The 18,060-nt window shown below is 67.9% G+C and carries 18 protein-coding genes; 8 read left to right on the top strand and 10 right to left on the bottom strand.

Annotated features, from left to right (window positions below):
• Positions 1–51: 51 nt before the first annotated feature.
• Positions 52–570: a DinB family protein gene (locus tag VV02_RS25230; RefSeq protein WP_052597555.1), complete on the bottom strand. Its 519-nt coding sequence runs from the start codon at positions 568–570 to the stop codon at positions 52–54.
• 160 nt (positions 571–730) lie between these two features.
• Here VV02_RS25230 and VV02_RS25225 point away from each other — a divergent pair, with 160 nt between their 5' ends.
• Positions 731–1,402, top strand: coding sequence for a mycothiol-dependent nitroreductase Rv2466c family protein (locus VV02_RS25225; protein ID WP_052596160.1), 672 nt, complete (start codon positions 731–733; stop codon positions 1,400–1,402).
• Positions 1,403–1,480: 78 nt separating this feature from the next.
• Here the strand turns inward: VV02_RS25225 and VV02_RS25220 are convergent, their stop codons facing one another.
• Both VV02_RS25220 and galE read right to left on the bottom strand, forming a co-directional pair.
• Positions 1,481–1,918, bottom strand: coding sequence for a nitroreductase family deazaflavin-dependent oxidoreductase (locus VV02_RS25220; RefSeq protein ID WP_052596158.1), 438 nt, complete (start codon positions 1,916–1,918; stop codon positions 1,481–1,483).
• A gap of 46 nt (positions 1,919–1,964) precedes the next feature.
• Positions 1,965–2,987 carry a UDP-glucose 4-epimerase GalE gene (galE, locus tag VV02_RS25215; protein ID WP_179945371.1) on the bottom strand — a complete coding sequence of 341 codons (1,023 nt, stop codon included), beginning with the start codon at positions 2,985–2,987 and terminating at the stop codon, positions 1,965–1,967.
• A 97-nt stretch (positions 2,988–3,084) separates the two neighbouring features.
• Between galE and VV02_RS25210 the strand changes: the two genes are divergently transcribed.
• Positions 3,085–3,723, top strand: a complete 639-nt coding sequence (locus VV02_RS25210) for a DivIVA domain-containing protein (RefSeq protein ID WP_157063559.1) — start codon at positions 3,085–3,087, stop codon at positions 3,721–3,723.
• A 75-nt stretch (positions 3,724–3,798) separates the two neighbouring features.
• Here the strand turns inward: VV02_RS25210 and VV02_RS25205 are convergent, their stop codons facing one another.
• The 4 genes from VV02_RS25205 to VV02_RS25190 form a co-directional block, all read right to left on the bottom strand.
• Entirely contained in the window at positions 3,799–5,532 is a 1,734-nt protein-coding gene (locus VV02_RS25205; RefSeq protein ID WP_052596151.1) for an alpha/beta fold hydrolase, read from the bottom strand.
• A 168-nt stretch (positions 5,533–5,700) separates the two neighbouring features.
• On the bottom strand, positions 5,701–7,014 hold the full coding sequence (locus tag VV02_RS25200; protein ID WP_052596150.1) for a phenylacetate--CoA ligase family protein: 1,314 nt from the start codon (positions 7,012–7,014) through the stop codon (positions 5,701–5,703).
• Positions 7,011–7,445 carry a hotdog fold thioesterase gene (locus tag VV02_RS25195; protein ID WP_052596148.1) on the bottom strand — a complete coding sequence of 145 codons (435 nt, stop codon included), beginning with the start codon at positions 7,443–7,445 and terminating at the stop codon, positions 7,011–7,013. Before VV02_RS25195 ends, VV02_RS25200 begins: the two co-directional genes overlap by 4 nt.
• Before the next feature lie 20 nt (positions 7,446–7,465).
• Positions 7,466–8,692, bottom strand: coding sequence for a 3-hydroxyacyl-CoA dehydrogenase NAD-binding domain-containing protein (locus tag VV02_RS25190; RefSeq protein ID WP_052596146.1), 1,227 nt, complete (start codon positions 8,690–8,692; stop codon positions 7,466–7,468).
• A 103-nt stretch (positions 8,693–8,795) separates the two neighbouring features.
• On the opposite strand from VV02_RS25190, the gene VV02_RS25185 reads away from it, so the two are divergent.
• The 5 genes from VV02_RS25185 (at position 8,796) to VV02_RS26220 (ending at position 14,265) form a co-directional block, all read left to right on the top strand.
• The gene (locus VV02_RS25185; protein ID WP_052596144.1) at positions 8,796–9,251 is read left to right on the top strand and encodes a hypothetical protein; all 456 of its coding nucleotides are present in this window, start codon (positions 8,796–8,798) and stop codon (positions 9,249–9,251) included.
• Between the two features lie 201 nt (positions 9,252–9,452).
• On the top strand, positions 9,453–11,378 hold the full coding sequence (locus tag VV02_RS25180; RefSeq protein ID WP_083450423.1) for a S53 family peptidase: 1,926 nt from the start codon (positions 9,453–9,455) through the stop codon (positions 11,376–11,378).
• Positions 11,379–11,490: 112 nt separating this feature from the next.
• On the top strand, positions 11,491–12,381 hold the full coding sequence (locus tag VV02_RS25175; protein WP_052596139.1) for a L,D-transpeptidase: 891 nt from the start codon (positions 11,491–11,493) through the stop codon (positions 12,379–12,381).
• A 27-nt stretch (positions 12,382–12,408) separates the two neighbouring features.
• Positions 12,409–13,128, top strand: coding sequence for a hypothetical protein (locus tag VV02_RS25170; RefSeq protein WP_052596137.1), 720 nt, complete (start codon positions 12,409–12,411; stop codon positions 13,126–13,128).
• Between the two features lie 84 nt (positions 13,129–13,212).
• A complete protein-coding gene (locus VV02_RS26220) occupies positions 13,213–14,265 on the top strand; it encodes an NUDIX hydrolase (protein ID WP_083450422.1) in 1,053 nt (350 codons plus the stop codon).
• Between the two features lie 72 nt (positions 14,266–14,337).
• Here the strand turns inward: VV02_RS26220 and VV02_RS25160 are convergent, their stop codons facing one another.
• Positions 14,338–14,727: a phage holin family protein gene (locus VV02_RS25160; RefSeq protein WP_052596135.1), complete on the bottom strand. Its 390-nt coding sequence runs from the start codon at positions 14,725–14,727 to the stop codon at positions 14,338–14,340.
• Positions 14,728–14,799: 72 nt separating this feature from the next.
• Here VV02_RS25160 and hisC point away from each other — a divergent pair, with 72 nt between their 5' ends.
• Entirely contained in the window at positions 14,800–15,894 is a 1,095-nt protein-coding gene (gene hisC / locus VV02_RS25155) for a histidinol-phosphate transaminase (RefSeq protein ID WP_052596134.1), read from the top strand.
• 563 nt (positions 15,895–16,457) lie between these two features.
• On the opposite strand, the gene VV02_RS25150 is transcribed toward hisC, so the two are convergent.
• Both VV02_RS25150 and VV02_RS25145 read right to left on the bottom strand, forming a co-directional pair.
• Positions 16,458–17,153, bottom strand: coding sequence for a class F sortase (locus tag VV02_RS25150; protein ID WP_083450421.1), 696 nt, complete (start codon positions 17,151–17,153; stop codon positions 16,458–16,460).
• A 5-nt stretch (positions 17,154–17,158) separates the two neighbouring features.
• The gene (locus tag VV02_RS25145; protein WP_052596131.1) at positions 17,159–17,968 is read right to left on the bottom strand and encodes a hypothetical protein; all 810 of its coding nucleotides are present in this window, start codon (positions 17,966–17,968) and stop codon (positions 17,159–17,161) included.
• Positions 17,969–18,060: the final 92 nt, after the last annotated feature.

Here is an 18,060-nt window from a genome sequence, read left to right as displayed (position 1 = left end):
TCGTCGATATCGACAATGTGCGATATCGCGTCGTGAACGGCACCTACGACGTCACTCGCCGGTGGTGCCGTCGATGGCCTGGCGGAGCAGGTCGGCGTGGCCGTTGTGACGGGCGTACTCCTGGATGACCTGCAGATAGATCCAGCGCAGCGAGTTCGGCCCGGTGGTCGCTCCCTCGAAGGTGTCGTCCAGCTCAAGCTCCGCGACGGCGGCCCGGCAGGCGTCCTGCTCGGCCAGCAGACCGGCGTACAACTCCGGCGCGGACGATGACGTGACGGAGGCGTACCACCCCGGAGTGGTTGTATCGATCGCGAACGGAGGCCCAATCTCCTCGCCGCGCAACAGGATTCGGAACCACGTGCGTTCGACCTCGGTCACGTGACCGAGCAGTCCGAGCAACGACAGGTCGGATGGCGGCATCGCCTGCTCGGCGAGCTGCGAGCTCGTCAGGCCGGCACACTTGCGCAGCAGCGCGGCGCGGTGCTTCTCCAGCCACGCCTCGAGGGTCGTGCGCTCGTCGGCGTTGCGGGGCGTGGTGGGGTCGGCGACGTCAGGGGCAGTCCAGGTCACGTTCGCAGTGTGCGCCATTGCAGGTGCTAGGGCGGGTCCACAATCGATCGCTCGCCGACGCCAGAATGCGAGCAGCCCGGGAAGGATTCGGTCGGGTGCAAGGTTGGTCAGTAAGAGCGAGCGCCTCCGCCCGCGATGCTGAACTCACCAAGGAGCAACCGTGACCCAAGCAGTCCAGGAGAACGCGCCGGCGTCGACCGAGGGCAAGGACAAGGCGGACTTCTGGTTCGACCCGCTGTGCCCGTGGTGCTGGATCACCTCGCGCTGGATCCTCGAGGTGGAGAAGGTTCGCGACATCTCCGCGAGCTTCCACGTGATGAGCCTGTCCGTGCTGAACGAGGGCCGCGAGGGCCTGCCGGACCAGTACAAGGAGCTGCTCGACAACGGCTGGGGCCCCGTCCGGGTCGCGATCGCCGCTGAGCAGCAGCACGGCGAGGAGGTGCTGCTACCGCTCTACACCGCGATGGGCACTCGCATCCACCAGCAGAAGGACAAGTACAACCAGGAGGACCGGATCGAGCGCCTCAACGCGGTCATCAAGGACTCCCTCGAGGAGGTCGGGCTGCCGGCCGAGCTGGCCGCCGCTGCCGACTCGACCGAGTTCGACGAGGCGCTGCGCAAGAGCCACCACGCCGGCATGGACGCCGTCGGTGACGACGTGGGCACGCCGACGATCCACATCAACGGGGTCGCGTTCTTCGGACCGGTGCTGTCCCGCATCCCGCGCGGCGAAGAGGCCGGCAAGCTGTGGGACGCCTCGGTGACGCTGGCGTCGTACCCCCACTTCTTCGAGATCAAGCGGACCCGCCACGAGGACCCCGAGTTCGACTGACCGGGCCCCGGCGTACGAAACAAGGTCCTGGGCAGCGCGCGCTCCAACGCGCGCGGCCCAGGACCTTCGTGGTGGGCCTCAGGGGCGTTCGAGGATGACCACAGGGATGGGTCGGTCCGTCGCCTGCTGGTAGGCGTCGTACCCCTTGTAGGCCCGCACGATCCGTGGCCAGAGCTCGGCCTTCTCCGCCTCGCTCGCCGTCCGGGCGACCCACGGCTCCTGCCGCCCCCGCCTCGTGAGCTGCACCTCGGGGTTGGCACGCAGGTTGTGGTACCACGCCGGATGCTTCGGGCTGCCACCCTTGGATGCGATGAGCACCACCCGGTCGTCCTCGGAGATCGGTGCGGTGAGCATGGTTTCGCGCGCCTGCCCACTCTTGGCCCCCGTCGTGGTCAGGCGTACGACGGGCATACCGATGAGGCGCCCGCCCAGCCGGCCTTTGGTCAGGTCGAAAGCGGTCCGGTGCAGCAAGGTGCCGTACTTGAAGGCGAAGTCCGAAGGCACAGGGGTACGCATGCCGACACCATAACTACAGATGTAGCGGGTCGGGTGGATCGAGAGGTCAGGCGTCGGGGTAACCCTGCGGGTTCTGCGACTGCCAGCGCCACGTGTCGGCACACATGTCCTCGATGGATCGCGTTGCCTTCCAACCCAATTCGGTCTCCGCGCGAGTCGAGTCAGCCCAGTACGCCGGCAGGTCGCCGGCGCGGCGCCCAACCACCTCGTACGGCAGCTCGCGACCCACGGCCTTCTCGAAGGCGTGGATCATCTGGAGCACGGACGTACCCTCGCCGGTGCCGAGGTTGAACGCGCGCACCGGCTCGCTCATCGACTCCAGGTGCTCGACGGCCGCGACGTGGCCGGCCGCGAGGTCGAGCACGTGGATGTAGTCGCGCTCGCAGGTGCCGTCCTTGGTGGGGTAGTCGTCGCCGTACAACGACAGCTTTTCGCGGCGCCCGACGGCGACCTGGGCGATGAACGGCATCAGGTTGTTGGGGATGCCCTGCGGGTCCTCACCGATCTCGCCGGAGGTGTGCGCGCCGACAGGGTTGAAGTAGCGCAGCAGTGCGATCTTCAGGCCGTCGGACGCGGCGGCCACATCGCTGAGGATCTGCTCCTGCATCACCTTGGTCCAGCCGTACGGGCTGGATGAGGCGAGCGGTTCGTAGGTCTCCTGGTAGGGCACGGGCGCGTGGTCGCCGTAGACCGTGGCCGACGACGAGAACACCAGGTGCCGGACGTTGTGCTTCGACATCGCACGCACGAGCGACAGCGTCGAGCCGAGGTTGTTCGCGTAGTACTCCAGCGGCTTGGTCACGCTCTCGCCGACGGCCTTCAGGCCGGCGAAGTGGATGACCGCGTCGATCTGCTCGTGCGCGAAGAGCCGCTCCGTCTTGTCGACGTCGGTCAGATCGAAGGACTGCAGCGGAATGTGTTGTCCCGAAAGGGATTCCAGCCGCGACGTGACCGTCGGCTTGCTGTTGGTGAAGTCATCGACCACGAGCACGTCGTGCCCGGCTTCGAGGAGGGACAGGACGGTGTGAGAGCCGATGTAGCCGGCACCGCCGGAGACCAGAACGCGCATGGCGACCACTGTAGGCGGGAGCCTCCAAGGAGGGTGTCCGGCTCGGTCAACCGTCAAGAGTTGGGAGTTCTGGCCCCGCGGATGCGATCCTGACACCGTGCAATGGACTGAACAGCACATCGCCAAGGTGGGTGGCACGCAGTTCTCTGAACGGCGGGGTGGCTACCACGTGCTCGATGTGGACACCTACCTCGACCACGTGCTGGCCTGTATGAAGGCCGGCCAGCAGATCCCGGACCCCGTGCAGCTGGTCTTCCCGACCAGCCCCTTCCGCATGGGCTACGACCAGGGGCGCGTCGACGCCCTGCTGTTCGTGCTCAAGGAATGGCGCGATGAGTACACCGGTGATGAGCCCGCAGCCGCGCCTGCCCTCGAGAGCGAGGCCGACGGCGACCGCGGCCTCGGCTGGACCCAGGTCCAGCAGGACTGGGTGCGCGACGCCGCCTTCCCGCGAGCCAAGGGCAGCCGGACCGGCTACATCGAGACCGACGTCGACGACTTCCTCGACGAGGTCCTCGTCGCGATGGGCCACGGCGAGGAGCTGCCCGACGTCCAGTCAGCGCGGTTCAACCGCTCGTCCCGCTTCCGCGCCGGCTACGACGCCGAGGCCGTGGACCTCTTCTTGGACCAGCTCGCCGAGGCGACTCCTGAGGGCGACGCTCCGTCCAAGCAGGTGAACCGGCGCATCGGCTCGTCACCCGCGCCCCGACCGATCGATGGCCCCGCCACAGGCTGACCGCGGCGAATGACGAAGGGCTCCTCACCCGCAGGTGAGGAGCCCTTCGTCAGTCCAGCAGCCGGCGTACGCCGATCAGCGGGTCGGCGGACGCGTTGCGTCGACCAGCATCTGCAGCAGCTCCTGGAGGATCTGCTGGGCCAGGCTCGGCTTGTCCTTCGCGTAGGCGTCGGCGGTCGGGAGCTTGTCGCCCGCGATCTTGGTGCCGACCTCGTAGACCTGCTTCTCACCGGTCAGCGGCACGGCCGGGCAGACCGAGTCCTTGGCGATGAGCTTGCCCTTGGTGAGGAAGTCGTAGCCAGCGGTCGAGACGCAACCGTTGGTGGTGCCGACCAGCGCACCGTGGTTGCCCTGGTTGTCCACCGACAGGAACCGGGTGTTGGCCGAGACGTCCTGGTGGGCCTTGATGGCGCCTTCGTACGCCGTCGCCGGGTCCAGCTCGGTCTGCACCATCATCATGGGCGGGGCGCCCTTGAGGTCGACCTTGATCTGCGGTGCGGTGTAGGGCCAGTAGGCGCAGGGGCTCGAGGAGTCGTAGCCGATGAGCGGGTACTTCGGACCGTCCTTCTTGGCCGTCTCGGCGTAGGAGTTCGCGTCCTTGCTCCACGGGGTGTCGTTGCAGGTCACCGCCATGAAGGTGGTGTCCTCGCGGTAGTCGGTGTACTCGGGAGCACCGCCGCCGACCGCGGAACGCTTGGCCTTCTCGAGCGCGGCCTTGTCACCGTTGGCCGCGGAGTTCAGCAGGCTGAGGAGCTGAGCCGCGCTGCGGAAGCCCTCATCGCCGTACAGCTGCTGTGCCATCACGTGATCGATGATGTTGGGCGTGAAGAGGTCGAGCTTCTTCTCGCTGGCGGCCTTGCGGATCCGCTCGTAGCTCGCCTTGACGGTGCCGGCGTCCTTGCCGAGGTGGTAGGTCGTGTCATGCCGACCCGCCCACGGCAGGAACTGCTGGTCCCAGCGGCGCTGGAAGGACATCGGCTGGGTGCCGAACGAGTCCGAGAACAGGCCGGTGAAGTTGGTGTTGCTGTCGAGCACGAATCGACCCACGTGCTGCGGGAACAGCGTGGCGTAGCGCGCGCCCAGCCAGGTGCCGGCCGAGACGCCGTAGTAGTCGACCTTGTCCGCGCCGAGGATCTGGCGCACCAGGTCCTGGTCGCGGGCGGTGTTGTCGGTCGTGATGTAGGGGAGGTAGTCGCCGTGCTTGGCGACGCAGTCGTCGACGGCCTTCTTGACACCGGACTGGATGTCGGAGATGGCTGCCGGGCTCTGGTCGCGGTCGTCGGAGACGTGGCTCTTGGCCGGCTCGCAGCTGACCGGGGTGCTCTCGCCGGTGCCGCGCGGGTCCACGCCGATCACATCGTGCGTCTTGCCGAGCGGGGACAGCTGGGAGACCAGCGCCGAGAAGCGGGCCGCCGGACCGCCGGGGCCGCCCGGGTTGGTGAACAGGATGCGCGAGTTGGGGGCCTTGCCCTTGGTGCGCGCGACCAGGAGGGTGATGTCGCCCTTCTTCGGGTCGGTGTAGTCCTTGGGCGCCGTGACCTTGGCGCAGTCGGTGCGGTTGGACAGCAGGGTCAGCGACGCCATGCTCTTGGGGCAGAGCTTCTCGTCCCAGGTCGGCTTCTGGGAGGTGTACTTCGCCAGATCGGCCGACTTCGGGTTCGGCTCGCCGCTGGCGATGCCCGGTGCGGAGGACGAGGCGGATCCGGTGGCGCTCGGTGACGGGTCGTCGCTCTGACACGCGGTCGCGCTCGCGGTGACGAAGAGCGCCATGGCGCCGAGAGCGGCAAACCGGGCGGAGTGGCGGGTCATCAGTTGCTCCTCAGGTGTGTGGCCGGGCGTTCGTACGCCATGGCGTACGAGCCCGAATGCTGCAGTGCAGACGTCGCGGGGCAGTCTGTCGGTTCCTCGGGCGCCTCGGCCAACGGTTTCGACGTGCGCCGAAATCTCCCCCGGCAGGGCGCCTGACCGGTCAGCGGGTCAGCGCTGATCCAGGATCCGACGTGCCTTGCCGACTGATCGTTCGATCCCGTCCGGATCGACGATCTCGACGGCAGCACTCGCGCCGATGCGCTCCTTGATCCTGCCACTCAGCTCGGCAGCGAGGCGCATTCGGGTGTCCTCACTTGTGTTCGGGTCCGCCTCGACCCGCACGGTCAGCTCGTCGAGCCGGTCCGGCCGGGTGAGGACGCACTGGAAGTAGGGCGTCAGGCCGGGGAGCTGCAGGACCAGCTCTTCGATCTGGGTCGGGAAGACGTTGACGCCGCGCACGATCATCAGGTCGTCGCTGCGGCCGGTGATCTTCTCCATCCGCCGCATCGCGGGACGCGCCGTGCCGGGCAGGAGTCGGGTCAGGTCGCGGGTGCGGTAGCGGATGACCGGCATCGCCTGCTTGGACAAGGAGGTGAATACCAGCTCGCCCACCTCGCCCTCGGCGACTGGCTGCTCGGTGATCGGGTCGATGATCTCGGGATAGAAGTGGTCCTCCCAGATCGTCAGTCCGTCCTTGGTCTCGACGGCTTCCTGCGCGACGCCAGGACCCATCACCTCGGACAGCCCGTAGAGGTCGACCGCGTGCATCCCGGCACGCTCCTCGATCTCGGTCCGCATCGCTGGTGTCCACGGCTCAGCTCCGAAAACCCCTATCTCGAGCGGGGACTCGCGCGGGTCGAGACCCTGCCGGTCCATCTCGTCCAGCAACGACAAGAAGTACGACGGGGTCACCATGATGACGCGCGCGCCGAAGTCGTGGATCAGCTGCACCTGCCGCGCGGACTGCCCACCGGACATCGGCACCACCGTGCAGCCGAGCGCCTCGGCGCCGTAATGCGCTCCGAGACCGCCGGTGAACAGGCCGTAGCCGTAGGCCACGTGCACGACATCCCCGGGCCGTACGCCGGCCGAGCGCAACGAGCGCGCCACCAGCCCGGCCCAGGTCGCGATGTCCTCCTTGGTGTAGCCGACCACCGTGGGCCGACCCGTCGTACCGCTGGAGGCGTGCACCCGGACGACGTCCTCGCGGGGCACCGCGAGGAGCCCGAACGGGTAGTTGTCGCGCAGCTCGGCCTTCGCGGTCAGGGGGGCGTGCCGCAGGTCGGCCAGCTCGTGCAGGTCGTTGGGGTGAAACCCCGCTGCGTCGAACGCCGCTGTGTAGTGCGGCACGTGCTCGTAGACCCGGTGCAGCGTCTGCCGCAGCAGCTGGAGCTGGTGCTCGCGCAGCTGATCGATCGACCACGTCTCCGCTTCATCGAGGAGCGGCGTGACGTCGCTGATCGGCGGAAGACTCGAGCTCATGGGTCCCGGTGCTGGGCCAGAGATCTGGACTGGCCACGGAACTCCGCGACCAGCTGGCCGTCGGCCTCACGGGACACGGACACGTCGGTGATGCCGCTGCGGCCATAGGTGGCGCGCTCGCGCGCGTCGGCGATGAGCACGTCCCCAAGGTAGCCGGAAGTCACGTAGACGATGTCCGCACCAGCGGCGACGGTGAAACGGCCGGCCGCGTTGCACGCGAGCGAGAAGGTCGAGTCGGCGAGCATGAAGATGTATCCGCCGTGCTGGATGTCGAGCCCGTTGACCATGCTGTGGGTGACGGGCATCCGCGTCCTGGCGAAGCCGAGGCCGTTCTCGACGCCGACGTCGACCAGCTCGATGCCGAGCAAGGTCGAGGCGTGATCCGCCGCCCACATCGATCGGACGTGGTTGAGATCGGCTTCAGAGCTCATCGGCGCGCCTCCGTCCTACGTCACGGCCGCCGTTGGCGCAGAGCCGGACTCGGGCGATAACGCCCGCCCGGAAAGGCGCGGTCCAGCGTGGCCAGCTGGTCGGCGACCGTGTCGAAGCCAATTTCTTGGCCCCAGGCGAACGGCCCCTTGGGATAGTTCGTGCCGAGTTGCATTGCGGTGTCTACGTCCTCGGCGGTGGCTTCACCCCGCGCGACCAGGTCGACGGCCTCGTTGACAAGCATGGCGAGGGTGCGCGCGACAGGGTTGGTGACCACGGGGGATTCGGCCGCCGAAAGCGTAGCGGCGCGCGTTGCGTCGGCGTGGGCGTTCTGCGCAATTCCGTTGGCGTCGTAGGCGAATACGCCGTTTCCGCTCTTGCGGCCCAGTCGCCCAGCCGCGACCAGATCGCGCTGAAAGTCGGTCGGTTCGTAGCGCGGATCGCGTCCGGTCTGTTCCCAGACCGAGGTGCCGACGGCGAGGTTGACGTCTTGCCCGATGAGATCGGTGAGCTCCATCGGTCCCATGCGGAAGCCGGCGTCACGCATCGCGAGGTCGAGGGTCGCCGGTTCGATGGACCCGTCTCCGACCATCCGTTGCGCCTCGCCGTAGAACGGCCGAGCGACCCGGTTGACGATGAAGCCGGGCGTCGACGTGCAGCGGACGGGAGTCTTGCCCCATCGGCGTACGAGATCGGTCGCCTGGTCGAGGATCTCGCGTCCCGCGTCGGTCGCGTTGTGCGGCCCGTGGATGACCTCGACGAGGCGCATCAGCGCCGGCGGGTTGAAGAAGTGCAGCCCGATCAGGCGGTCCGGGTGGCGCAGGCCGTCCGCGATCGCCGAGGTGTCGAGGCTGGAGGTGTTGGTGGCTAGGACGGCTGCGGGCTGGCGCTGCTCGAGGTCGCCGAACAGCTCACGCTTGGTGGCCAGGTCCTCACGCGCGGCCTCGATGACCAGCCCGACGGGCGGGAGTGCGGCGACGGACTCGGCGACGACGAGACGGTCCAGGGTCTTGGTTGCCTCGGCGGAGGTGAACTTGCCTTTGGCCACGAGACGCTCGAAGGTCGTACCGAGCCGGTCGCGGGCCGCCTGCGCGGCCCCGGGCGCGGCGTCGACGAGGTGCACAGTGTGGCCGCTCTGTGCGGCGACCTGTGCGATGCCCGAGCCCATCGCCCCGGTGCCGATGACGGCCACGGCGGTGGCCGGGTCGAGAGCAGCAGCGAGGGAGGGGTCGTCGTCATTGAGGACCATGCGCCCATGCTCCCAGCAGGGCGCGGGTCCGTCACGCGCGCCCAGGGTCTGCCAACCCGGGGCCGGGTTCAGACGTCATGCTGGGAGACCAAGGAGGCAGAGAATGCGTCGTTCGTTGATCGCTGCGGGGGGACTCGCCTTGACCGTCACGTTGCTGGCCGGGTGCTCAGATGACGGCTCCCACGAGGGATCGAGTGGCACCACCACGCCCGCACCACCGTCGTCGAGTGCGCCGACCACGCCGGGCCAGGGCACCTCGAGTGAGGGGGACAGCCAGGTCGAGGGCCTGATCGGCTTCCCGGGCATGACCTGTGTGCTGTTCCAGGGGACTGACGGCACGGCGTACGCCCTCACCGGGCCCGGCGTGACGCCGGCCGTTCGCAAGTTGTCCCGGGGCGGTATCGAGCCGCGTGCCCGGCTGACCGACAAGCCGACGGTCGGTCCCGCCGTGCAGACGAAGGTCCACGTCACCGGGCATGTCGCGGCAGGTGCCAAGAGCACATGTGGCAAGGATGTCTTCGTGACGTCGAGTGTCGTGGTGGTGAACACTTCGGCCTGAGCCGAACCCCCACTGTCACTTTCTGTCAAGCGCCTTCCCCAACTCCGCAGTAATTGCTAAAAATAGCGACGCGTGCGCCTCTCCGGGGTGCTCGCCCTCGGGGGTTCGACGTGACGCCGTCTTGACGAGCTAGCGGTCGCCGTGACGTCTTCCTCGCCGTTAGTCAGAGCATCTCCGTCACTCCCAAGGAGCGGAAGCAGTATGAAGCGTCGTAATTTGGCAGCCCTGACCGCTGCCGCGACCACTCTTGCCATCATCCCGACTGCCGCGGCCTTCGCCGCAAGTGGTGGCGAGGATGACTGGAAGGTGTCGCTGAACAACTCGGGCACTTCGGTCGCCACGGGCTCGAACCAGCGCGTGGTCGTGCACGGCTCGGCCTCCACCACCACCAAGGTGAGCGCCACCCTGCAGCTCCCGCTGCGCAACCAGGCCGAGGCGGACAAGCTGATCGCCCAGGGCGTCACGATGACCCCGGCTCAGTACCGCGAGAAGTTCGCGCCCACTCAGGCCCAGGTCGACAAGGTCTCGAAGTGGGCCAAGAAGAACGGCCTCACCGTCTCGGAGGTCAGCCGTGACGCGGGCACCGTGTCGGTCCGCTCCGACGTCAAGGCCGTCAACAAGGCGTTCGGTGTCACCATGCAGCGCGCCACGCTCGGTGCGACCACGGGTCTGACCGTCAACGCTGACCCCAAGGTCCCGGCCTCGCTGGGTCTGGCCGGTGTCGCGGGCCTCAACACCCTGCACCGCATGCAGACGCACAACACCAAGATCGGCAACCAGCGCACCGCGCTGGCTCCGAAGTCGGCCAGCACCAAGGGCAAGAAGGGCTCCACGCTGACCCACATGGGTGGCAAGGCTGCCAACGCTGCGGGCTCGCAGGACTGCGCCGCCTACTGGGGCAAGAACGTCGCGCCGACCGCCAAGAAGTGGGGCCAGGAGTCCAACTACCTGTGCGGTTACCTCCCGCAGGACCTGGTCAAGATGTACGGCACGGACGGCGCCAAGGCGCAGAAGCCCGCCGTGGGCATCCTGCTCTGGGGTGGCGACACCAACATGAAGACGATCACCAACGACTACATGACCGAGGCCGGTTACCCGAAGCTGGACAGCTACACCGCCAGCATCGCGGCGCCCGACTCGCACATGCCGCAGTGTGACCCCGACGGTGTCAAGGGCGAGCACGCCCTCGACGTGCAGTCGAGCCACGCGATCGCTCCTGCTGCACCGATCTACTACTACGGTGCTGCGAGCTGCTTCGACGACGCGCTGACCACGTCGCTGGCCAAGATGGTCAACGAGCACAAGGTCTCCACGATCTCGATGTCGTTCGGTTCCACCACGGACGCCGGCATGACCGCCGCTGACAAGGCTGCCTGGGACCGTCCGTTCCAGCAGGCCGCGCTCACCGGCATCAGCGTCTTCGCCTCCACCGGTGACTGGGGCGACAACCACACCCGCAACACCGGTGGCGCGAAGGGTGTCGGTCACCCGGCCTCCAGCACCAACGTCACCGCTGTCGGCGGTACGTCGGTCGGTCTGGCCGAGGACGGTTCGCAGCCGGTCGTGACCGGCTGGGAGAACCGCTTCTACAAGCAGCCGAGCCTGGACTCGACCGCGGGCATCGTCGACGTGACGGCCACCCAGACCCCGACCAGCGGTGCGGGTGGTGGCGTCAGCGCTTCCTACACGCAGCCGACCTGGCAGAAGGGTGTCGTCACGGGCACGACCTCGATGCGCGCACTGCCGGACGTCTCCGCGATCGGTGACCCCTACACCGGCTTCACCATCCGCTACACCAGCGGTGGCCAGGTGGGCTACTCCGCCATCGGCGGCACCAGCCTGAGCTCGCCCGCGATGGCTGCCATCGTCGGCCTGTCCAAGGCGCAGAACGGCAAGAAGATCGGTCTGGCTTCGCCGTGGATCTACAAGCTCAAGGGCACCGGCGCGATCAAGGACGTCAACGCTGTCAACAAGGCCGGCGTCTGGGCGCCGTCCAACGACGGTGCGTACAACCTGGTCGGCTTCGACGCCAAGCCCGAGGGCCTCGCCAGCGCTGCTGGTTGGGACAACGTGACTGGTGTCGGCACGCCGAGCGGCGCGTCGTTCCTGGCCAACTTCGGCAAGTGATCGGCCGGTCCTGACTCGTCAGGACCGACAGCAAGGTGACCTGGGTGTCGGCGTACGGAAGTCTGTGCGCCGACACCCGGTGTCCGGGGCACCACGCATCAGTTGAGGAGAGATGGGCAGTCATCAGAACGGCGGCTCGGAGGAATCCGGTCGCTCACGTCTCACGACGACAGTGGTCGGTGTGGGTGCCGGCTTCGCGGCCGTCGCGCTCCTGGCCGTCATCGCCGTCAAGGTGATGGGCAGCTCGGACGACTCGGACAAGCAGGCGGCGTCCAAGACGCCTCTTGCCTCCTCGTCGGTCCAGGCTGAGCAGGGCGGCACGATTCCTGTGCCGGACGTACCCAAGGACGTGCTGGACCGACTGCCTCAGGCGACGACCGACACCAAGGTGTCGACCGCGCCGATCGATCTGAAGACTGCCAGCGGCGGCCACGTGGTCAACGTTGCCACGGCGACGACGGCCTTCGCCAAGCCTGGTGCTCAGCCGGTCACGATCATCCCGGCCAAGCAGATCCACCAGGCGACCTGGTTGCCGGTCATCGGCCACCAGGCCAACTGGATCAAGGTGCGCCTGCCGGCTCGTCCCAACGGCGCGTCCGCGTGGATCCCCGACACGGGCCAGAAGACCGCAAGCACGGCGTGGTCAGTGCGGATCGACCTCAGCGAGAACTCGCTGACCGTCGACAAGGGCAAGGAGAAGATGGGCCAGTGGTCAGTCGGCCACGGACTCGACTCCTCGCCCACCCCGCAGGGTGAGACCTTCCTGCTGACCGGGTTCGTGGACCCCAAGCAGACCTTCTCGCCCGTCATCTATGCACTGGGTGCCCACTCGGACACCCTCGACTCGTACGGCGGCGGCCCCGGGACCGTTGCCGTCCACGGCTGGCCTACCAAGGCCGGCCGTACCGGCAAGATCTCGCACGGTTGCGTGCGGGTCCCGGAAGCGGCCCTCGACATCTTCGGCAAGTTGCCGGCAGGGACGCCTGTTTCCATCACCGCTTGATCTGAAAGTCCTTAGGGAGGACGAGTTATGAAGCGCAACACCGCGCTGTTCGGCGCATCATTCGCCGCAGGCGTCGCGGGTGCGATCGGCCTGGTCGTGACCAGCACCGGAGGTGTCGCTGCGCCGGTCAAGGCCGCTGCTGGTGGCGCTGCCTGGGCGACCACCACCGATGTGCACGCGAGCTACTCCAACGGCTCGGTCAGTGACAAGGACGGTTTCTTCACCGCCTCCGCGACCTCGTCGTCCAGCGGTTCCAAGGCTTCGGCCAAGGTCACGAAGTTGGCCATCCCGGCGCTCGGTGCCTCGGGCATCAGCGTCACGGTCAACTGTGACGCGGGCAAGTACACCGTCTCCGTCGCCGGTGGCGGCTCGGCCGGCGCCAAGGCTGCCGGTTCGTCGGTCTCGCTCGCGCAGTTCACGGGCAAGAGCGGCGCCGAGGGCACCGTGACCTTCGGCAAGACCGAGGGTGACGGCAAGGTCGGCGCGTACGTCGACCTGAAGGACGCCATCGGCGAGGGCAAGTACATCAAGCTCGGCTACGCCGCCTGCGGTGACGCCAGCACGCCGACCGGCACCGAGACGTCCACGAGCTCGCCGACCTCGACGAGCACGCCGACCGGCACCTCCACGCCGACCGGCACCTCGACGGGCACGCCCACCGAGAGCCCGACCGCGTCGCCGACCGGGGAGCCGTCCGAGCCCCCCACCCCGACGCCGTCGACCACCGGTCTCCCCGTCACGGGCTGACCTGAATCGATCGTCAACGCCCCCGTCACGCACTGCGTGACGGGGGCGTCGTCGTGCCCGGTCGGGGCCGCATAGGGTCAAGGCATGACGTCGCCCGCTGCGTCCGTGCCGCCCCAGCCGACACTGACCGATGGAGATGTCGTCCTCCGTCCCTGGTCTCAGGCTGACGTCGACGTGGCGCGCCTGCAGCACGACGACGAGATCGCGCGGTGGTTCGGCTTCACCGACGTCGTGCCGACCGCGCAGCGGCAGGCGCAGGCGATCCGGGACTGGCACGCGGCGTACGCCGACGGCCGGCGCGTGGTGAGCTTTCTCGTCGAGGTGCGTGGCGAGGTGGCCGGCACCGTCGAGCTACGACAGATCGCCGACCGGGACCGCACCGGTCACCTCTCGTGGGCGATGTTCCCGCGCTACCGCGGTCAGGGCCACGGCAGTCACGCCGTACGCCTGCTCGTCGACTACGCGTTCGGTGAGCTCGACCTGGCGCGGGTGGAGGCGTACGTCGACCCCGACAACCGCTCCTCGCTGCGGACGGCGTCGCGAGCCGGGCTGCGCAAGGAAGGGCTCGTGCGCGGCTATGGGGAGACGCACGGGGTGCGCGGGCCGATGGTCCTGATGGGACGGCTGGTCGATGACCCGGAACCCTTCAGCCGCGAGGCGTTCACCGCGACGCTCAACGCCGGCCTGCCGACCAAGCGCGCCATCGCGCAGGCACTCGTGCGCAACGACGACGGCCAGGTGCTGCTGTGCGAGCTGGTCTACAAACGCTTCTGGGACCTCCCGGGTGGAGTGGTCGACCCCGGTGAGTCACCGGCGCACGCGGTGCTGCGCGAGATCCGCGAGGAGCTCGGCGTCGAGGGCCGCATCCGGTCGCTCGCCGTCGTGAGCTGGCTGCCGCCGTGGAACGGCTGGGACGACGCGATGCTGTTCTTGTACGACGTCGAGGTCACAGCCGATGATCTTGCCCGAGTTGTGTTGGAGCCCAGGGAGATTCGCGGGATCCACTGGGCGGACGAGGCGACCGTCAAAGAGCGTGCTGCGGACTACACCGGGAGACTGGTGGAGCGCGCAGTGCGCCAGGTCGACGAGAAGGCAGGGACGGCGTACCTCGAGAACGGCGACGACCCCGCCTGGTGACCCCAACACAAATTGACTGGGGTAGCACGCATGCGTGCTACCCCAGTCAATTTGTGTAGGAGGGCGGGTGGGTCAGTCCTCGTCGTCGCGCAGGAAGATGTTGAGGATCCAGCTGACCAGCGTAATGATGACCGCGCCGCTGATCGCGTCCCACCAGAAGTGCTCGACGTGGAAGGACAGGTCCAGCTTGTCCGAGATCCACGACAGGATCTCCAGCATGAACGCGTTGATCACCAGCGTGAACAGGCCGAGCGTGAGGATCAGCGCCGGCAGGGAGAACAGCACGGCGATCGGCTTGATGATCGCGTTGATCAGTCCGAAGATCGCCGCGACGAGGACGATCGTGATGACCTTGGAGCTGGTCTCGGCGCCGTCCTGCACGAGAGTGATGCCGGAGATCACGGCTGCGGCGACCCACAGGGCTACCGCGTTGATCCCGGTCTTGATCGCAAAGTTGACCATGGTCACATCCTGGCAGGACGGACTGCCCAATACCCGCCGGGACGCGCAGGGAGCGGCTTCTAGAGTGGGGGTATGACCGACCAGACCTCGCCGACCAACGACGTTCGGCTGCGCTCCACGCTCGACGGCGTTCCCGGCTACAAGCCCGGCAAGCCCGCGGCTGCGCGGACCGACGTGACGACGTACAAGATCTCCTCCAACGAGAACCCCTACCCGCCGCTGCCCTCGGTCCTGAAGGTGGTGCAGGAGGCGGCGACCTCGATGAACCGCTACCCGGACATGGCCGTCTCGGGCCTGACCCAGCGGCTCGCCGAGGCGCTCGACGTACCGGCTGAGGACATTGCGACCGGCACGGGCAGCGTGGGTGTGCTCGGTCAGCTGATGCAGATCACCTGCGAGCCGGGCGACGAGGTCATCTACGCGTGGCGGTCGTTCGAGGCCTACCCGATCGTGACGGCGCTCGCCGGCGCCAAGGCCGTGCAGGTGCCGTTGACCGCCGAGTCACGTCACGACCTCGACGCGATGGCGGCGGCGATCACCGACCGCACCCGCCTCATCCTCGTGTGCACCCCTAACAACCCCACCGGGCCTGCGGTCCACGCGGACGAGCTCGACGCGTTCCTGGCCAAGGTGCCGTCCGACGTCCTCGTGGTCATCGACGAGGCCTACCTCGAGTTCGGTGGCGACGAGGCTGCGCCGGTGGCTCTCGACCTCTACCGCAAGCACGCGAATGTCGCTGTGCTGCGGACGTTTTCGAAGGCGTACGGTCTCGCCGGGCTCCGCGTGGGCTACGCCGTCGCGCACGAGCCGGTTGCTGCTGCACTGCGCAAGGCAGCGGTGCCGTTCGGTGTCAGCACCCTGGCCCAGGAGGCGGCGATCGCCAGTTTGGACGCCTTCGACGAGCTGGCCGAGCGCGTGAACTCCCTTGTGGCAGAACGCAGTCGGGTGATCGCGGCGCTGCGCGAGCAAGGCTGGCCGGTGCCCGACAGCGAGGCCAACTTCGTCTGGCTGCCGTTGGGAGACGACACCGTCGACTTCGCGAAGGCCGCCGACGAGGCGGGCCTGGTCGTACGACCGTTCGCCGGCGAGGGGTGCCGCTGCACCGTTGCCGAGACCGAGGCCAACGACCGACTGATCGAGGTCGCGGGCGCCTTCCGAGCTCGGTGAGGGGCACGTGCCCTCTAGCCCCTGAAGGTGACACTGGTCGGCGCGGGATGTAGGCCGGGATGGCTCTTAGGAGTGACGGCGTTCGGGAGAGGCCGTTCATAGCGTCCTCAGCATGACGACCCGAACGTCCAGGGGACCCATCTCCCCTCGTGCCGGCCGCCAGAGTCGACGGGAGCGAGCTGCGGGTCCATTGCTGCTGACCGCGGGCCTGCTCCTCGTACCGTGGCTCGTCGTCCTCGCGATGACCTTGCCGACCACCGCCACCGCCAGTCATTGGCGCCTCGCGTGGGTGGGGCTGGATGCTGCGGAGGCGTTGGGCCTGATCGCGACAGGTGTCCTGGCGGTCAACCGCGATGCGCGGCTGACCGCAGCCGTCGCTGCCACCGCATCGTTGCTCCTCGTCGATGCCTGGTTCGACGTGACGACCGCAGCGCCCGGCGGGGACTTCGCCACAGCCTTGGCGCTGGCGATCGGTGCAGAGGTGCCGCTGGCCGCGATCTGCGCGGCACTTGCCACAACCGGCGTACGACGGGAAGGCCACCTACCGTCGTACGCCGGGGCTTTTAGGCCTTCTTCGTGCCGACGAGCTTGGCGAACACCACGACGTTGTCGAGGTGATGGCCGGCATCGCCGTCGTAGACCCCACCGCAGGTGATCAGCCGGAGCGCGGCGTGATCGACGCTGCCGTAGACCTTGTCAGTGGGGAACTTCGCCTTCGGGTACTGGCCGATGTCCTCGACCTGGAAGATCGCCGTCGAGCCGTCTGCACGGTCGACCTCGACCTTCTGACCCTCCTTCATGGCGCCGAGGTTGAAGAACACCCCTCGCTTGCCGTGCCATGTGACGTGCGCCGCCACGATGGCCGGACCGAGCTCGCCAGGAGTGCGGCTCTGGTCGAACCAGCCACTCTGCGAACCGTTCTGGGGGACCGCCATGCGCTTGTTCGGCTGGAGTCCGAGCTTGATCATGTCGCTCGAGACGCCGAGCGAAGGGATTCGGACTCGGGTCGGCTGAGACCGGGCCATCTGCTGGCCGACCGGCAGGACGTACGCCGCCCCGGCCCGCCCGGCCGCCCGCGTGGTTGTGCTCGCAGGCGGAGGGGCCGCGCCGTGGTGATGACCTGACGTGCCGGGTGACGGAGGCGTCGCAGTGTCCTGCTGTGACAACCCGTACGCGACCAGTCCTGCCCCGGAGAGGGCAAGGACCGCGGCCGCGGCCGACACCATACGGAGTCGACCACGACCGGGCTTGATGGGCATGTTGATCAGCGCTGGTTGAGCCGACGGCGGTAGGCCATCGCGCCGCCTGCACCGGTCAGAGCGAGAGCACCGAGACCGAGAGTGCCCATGGCCTCGACACCACCAGTCGTGCCGTCACCGGTGTCGACACCACCCGTGGGCGCTGCACCGACTGCGGCGCCGGAGATCGTGCCGCAGGTAGCCGGGTTGGTGGCTTCCTCCGGAACCCCACTGGCACCAAGGGATTTCGCGAACGTCGACTCACCGAGGGCGTCGAGGTCGTACTTGCCGTTGCCGTTCGCGTCCAGGCCGTGCTGCACGATGTGCAGGTTCTTCAGCTTGGCGCCGGCGCCGGCCGGAAGGTCGATCGTGCGGGTGTAGGACAGGTTGCCCTCTGCGTCAGCGGTCGGCATCCGGTCGATCGCGAGACCGCTCTTGGGGCTGGTGTCGCCCGTGGTGGTCAGCGAGATCATGATGTCGCCGTACATCGGCAGACCCTCTTCGGTGTTCACCTGTCCATCGCCGTCCTTGTCAGCAGCGGACGTCGGGCAGGTGAAGTTCTTGTTCTCCGAGAACGAGCCGTGGAAGTGCTGGGCGTGCGGCGAGTTCGGAGTGAAGCCCTTGCCGTTGATCTCGACCGAGAGCTTGTCCCCCTCGACGGTGACCTTGGCGGTCGACGACGAGCCGCTCTTGTTGCCCATCGTGTCGGTCAGCTTCATCGTGTACGTCGCGTCGTCGTCGGCGTGCAGACCGGACGCCATGGCGCCTCCCGCGCCGACGAAGATCAGCGCGCATGTTGCGGGGACCGCCAAGGCGGCCTTCATGGTGGTGCGCATCTCAAGCTCCTTCGATTGAATGCCGCGACGGGTCATGTGACGCCGACCCACCGGGGTTTGCGGAAGGAGTTCGGCACCGTCGCCGAGACGGA

Source organism: Luteipulveratus mongoliensis, from assembly GCF_001190945.1.
Lineage (GTDB): Bacteria > Actinomycetota > Actinomycetes > Actinomycetales > Dermatophilaceae > Luteipulveratus > Luteipulveratus mongoliensis.
This window is presented reverse-complemented; position numbering and strand designations above follow the sequence as displayed.